The 3,481-nt window shown below is 70.0% G+C and carries 4 protein-coding genes; 2 read left to right on the top strand and 2 right to left on the bottom strand.

Features of this window, described 5'->3' with window-relative positions; translation table 11 throughout:
- Both ACLL9L_RS09170 and ACLL9L_RS09165 read right to left on the bottom strand, forming a co-directional pair.
- Positions 1–622, bottom strand: a 622-nt coding sequence (locus ACLL9L_RS09170; protein WP_411284344.1) for a LamB/YcsF family protein, incomplete at its 3' end; no start/stop codon positions are given.
- Positions 619–1,896, bottom strand: coding sequence for an NRAMP family divalent metal transporter (locus tag ACLL9L_RS09165; protein ID WP_411284343.1), 1,278 nt, complete (start codon positions 1,894–1,896; stop codon positions 619–621). The genes ACLL9L_RS09170 and ACLL9L_RS09165, both read right to left, overlap by 4 nt.
- A gap of 138 nt (positions 1,897–2,034) precedes the next feature.
- Here ACLL9L_RS09165 and ACLL9L_RS09160 point away from each other — a divergent pair, with 138 nt between their 5' ends.
- Positions 2,035–2,766, top strand: coding sequence for a GntR family transcriptional regulator (locus tag ACLL9L_RS09160; RefSeq protein WP_411284342.1), 732 nt, complete (start codon positions 2,035–2,037; stop codon positions 2,764–2,766).
- A partial coding sequence (locus ACLL9L_RS09155) for a putative hydro-lyase (RefSeq protein WP_411284341.1) occupies positions 2,763–3,481 on the top strand: 719 nt, incomplete at its 3' end. The genes ACLL9L_RS09160 and ACLL9L_RS09155, both read left to right, overlap by 4 nt.

Genomic DNA, 3,481 nt, shown 5'->3' with positions numbered 1-3,481 from the left:
CGCCGGTGGCGATCGCGACACAGCGACGGGCGATCTCGTCGGCATCGGTGAGCACTGCTCCTGGCAGCCGCCGCGAGACCAGGGTGCCGTCGGGGGTGTAGGCACGGTCGGCGAAGGCCTCGCTTACCGCCGTCAGGCCCGCCTCCTCGGCTCGGCGCAGCCAGGCCGACCCGGGGAGCCCGAGCACGGGCAGCGTCGGGTCGAGGGCAACGACCGCGTCGACAACGGCGGCCGCCTGCTCCTCGTGGTGCACGATCGCGTTGTAGAGGGCGCCGTGCGGCTTGACGTAGCCGACCCGCGACCCGGCGATCCGGGCGAACGCCTCGAGGGCGCCCACCGGGTAGATCACGTCCTGGGTCAGGGCTTCGGGCTCGATGTCGATGAACCGCCGCCCGAACCCGGGCAGGTCGCGGTAGCCGACCTGGGCGCCGATCGCGACGCCGTGTTCGGCTGCCTGGCGGCAGACGACCCGCATGATCGACGCGTCGCCCGCGTGGAACCCGCACGCGACGTTGGCGCTGGTGACGATGCCCAGCAGCGCGGCGTCGTCGCCGAGCGCCCAGTGGCCGAACCCCTCCCCGAGGTCGCTGTTGAGGTCGACCGAGGGGCTCGCCACCGTCATGCGAACAGCGCCTTGATGCCGGTCAGCGAGTTGTAGCCGAGGTAGATCGTCACCACCCAGGCCACGGTTCCGATGGCGATCAGCCAAGTAGGGTACCGATAGCCGCCCATGAGGTCGCGCCGACGGGCCGCGATCCAAAGCAGGATGCCGAGGCCGAAGGGCAGGATGAGGCCGTTGAAGGCACCTGCGAAGACGAGCAGCTTGACCGGAGTGGTCTCGGCGACGAGGAAGACCGACGTGGATACGACGATGAAGCCGCAGACCACCCAGCGCTCCCAGCGGGTCACCCACGGGCCCATGACCTTGAGGAACGACGTCGAGGTGTACGACGCCCCGATCACGGAGGTGACTGCTGCGGACCACATGATGACGCCGAACACGACCTTGCCGGTCGTGCCGAGCGCGTGCTGGAAGGCGTCGGCCGCCGGGTTGAGCGCGTCGAGCTTCGCGCCACCGGCGACGACGCCGAGGATCGCGAGGAATAGCACCACCCGCATCACGCCGGTGATCGCGACCCCCATGACCGAGCTGCGGGTGATCTGCGGGACGTAGTGCTCACCCTGAATGCCGTTGTCCACCAAGCGGTGTGCGCCGGCATACACGATGTAGCCGCCGACCGTGCCGCCGATCAGCGTGGTAATCACGAGGAAGCTCGCGGTGTCGGGGGAGACCGTCTGGCGCAGGGCCTCACCGAGCGGGGGCTGGGTCTTGATCGCGACGAACGTCGTCAACGCGATCATGACCACTCCGAGCAGGACGACGATCCGGTCCATGGCGACCCCGGCCCGGCGGACGAGGAAGATCGCGATGGCGACAGCGGCCGAGAGGGCGGCCCCGACTCGCACGTCGAGACCGAAGATGGCGTTGAGACCGAGCGACGTGCCGGCGATGTTGCCGATGTTGAAGACCAGGCCCCCCAGCACGTCGAGGGCGGACAGCGCGTAGCCCGCACCGGGCAGCACGCTGTTGGCGAGGTCCTGCGCGCGGCGTCCGGAGACCCCGATCACCCGCCAGACGTTCAGCTGGATGGCGATGTCGAAGAGGATGGACACGGCGATCGCGAACGCGAAGGAGGCCTTCATCTGGTCGGTGAACGTCACGGTCTGGGTGATGAACCCCGGGCCGATGGCGGAGGTCGCCATAAGGAACATGGCGCCGAGGAACTTGTCGCGCCCACTGAGGGACGTGTCGGGCACCGGCGCCCGGCCGGTGCCGCCGGGGGGAGGAACGGCCTCTCCGGGTGACGGGGAACGGTCAGGGGAGATGTGCGCCATACGGGCTCCGAGCGTTGAGGGGACGAGGCGCCACGGGGTGCCGGGAATCACGTCACGCTATCGATCGTTCAACAATCCCACAAGGGTTTCGTGCAACGATCTGTTGTCCTCAGGCTCGTCTCGGGAGATCATGAAGCCATGTCGCTCCCTTCCTCTCCCCCTGTTCAGAGCCGAGCCGAGCCGCCGTCGTGGCTGCAGTCGGTCGCCCGTGACGTCGGCCTGCTCGAGCGCATCAGCACCGCCGAACGGGTCGCCGGCGTGCTCCGGCGGCGGATCACTGAGGGAGACCTGGCGCCTTGCATGCGCCTGTCCGAGGAGCAGCTGATCCTGGTCTTGCGGGTGTCGCGCAACACGCTGCGCGAGGCCTTTCGCATGCTTGCGCACGAGGGGCTCCTGGTGCACGAGCTGCACCGGGGGGTGTTCGTGCGCGAGCTCGACGAGGCCGACCTGCACGACCTGTACCGGCTCCGGCGCACCATCGAGTGCGACGCCGTACGGTCGCTGTCCGACATCGACCATGCGGGCCTGACGCGGCTCGGCGACGACGTCGCGGCCGGGGAGTCGGCATCCGGCAGGGGCGACTGGGTCGCGGTCGGCACGGCCAACATGCAGTTCCACCGCGACCTTGTGGCGTTGGCCCGCAGCCCGCGGACCGACCAGGTCACCGAGAGGCTGCTGGCCGAGATGCGTCTGGCGTTCCACGCGGTGGCGAGTGCGCAGCGCCTCCACGAGAAGTACGTCGCCCGCAACCGCGCGCTGCTCGACCTCTTGGCGGCGGGGGCGTTCGAGCAGGCCGCCTCCCAGCTCGAGCAGTACCTGCAGGACTCCCTGGCCGAGCTGCTCGACGCCCGACGGGGGGACGCGGCATGAGCACCGGCACCGCGACCGACCACGGCAGCTTCGCTGAGGAGGTCTCCGCCTCTCCCGCCCAGGCCCGCAGCCGGTACCGCCGTGGGCTCGCGCAGCCCACGTCCGGGTGGGCGCCCGGCTACACACAGGCCAACCTCGTGGTTCTGCCGAAGGAATGGGCCTTCGACATGCTGCTCTTCGGGCAGCGCAACCCGCAGCCGGTGCCGCTGCTCGACGTGACCGAGCCGGGGTCGGTCTCCACGGTCCTCGCCCCGGGGTCCGACCTGCGCACCGACCTGCCGCGCTACCGCGTATGGCGCGACGGCGTCCTCGTGGACGAGCCCACCGACGTCACCGACCTCTGGGCCGACGACCTGGTGAGCTTCCTTATCGGCTGCAGCTTCAGCTTCGAGTCGGCACTCCTCGACGCAGGGGTCCCCGTCCGCAACATCGAGCAGGGCCGAAACGTCTCGATGTATCGCACCAACGTCCACTGCCGGCCCGCCGGTCGGCTGTCCGGGCCGCTGGTGGTGTCGATGCGCCCGGTCCCGGCGGCGCAGGTCGTCACTGCGGTGCAGGTGACGGCGCGGATGCCCGAGGTGCACGGCGCTCCCGTGCACGTGGGCGCGCCCGAGTCGCTCGGCATTGCCGACCTCGCGCGGCCCGACTTCGGCGATCCCGTGGATGTCCACGACGGTGACGTGCCGATGTTCTGGGCCTGCGGGGTCACCCCGCA

The sequence above is a fragment of the Lapillicoccus sp. genome (assembly GCF_046595215.1).
Classification (GTDB): domain Bacteria; phylum Actinomycetota; class Actinomycetes; order Actinomycetales; family Dermatophilaceae; genus Lapillicoccus.
This window is presented reverse-complemented; position numbering and strand designations above follow the sequence as displayed.

What these genes read in the sequence shown, in the direction of transcription:
- ACLL9L_RS09160 (WP_411284342.1), top strand. Translation starts at nt 2,035, where the DNA reads ATGTCGCTCCCTTCCTCTCCCCCTGTTCAGAGCCGAGCCGAGCCGCCG.
- ACLL9L_RS09165 (WP_411284343.1), bottom strand. Translation starts at nt 1,896, where the DNA reads ATGGCGCACATCTCCCCTGACCGTTCCCCGTCACCCGGAGAGGCCGTT.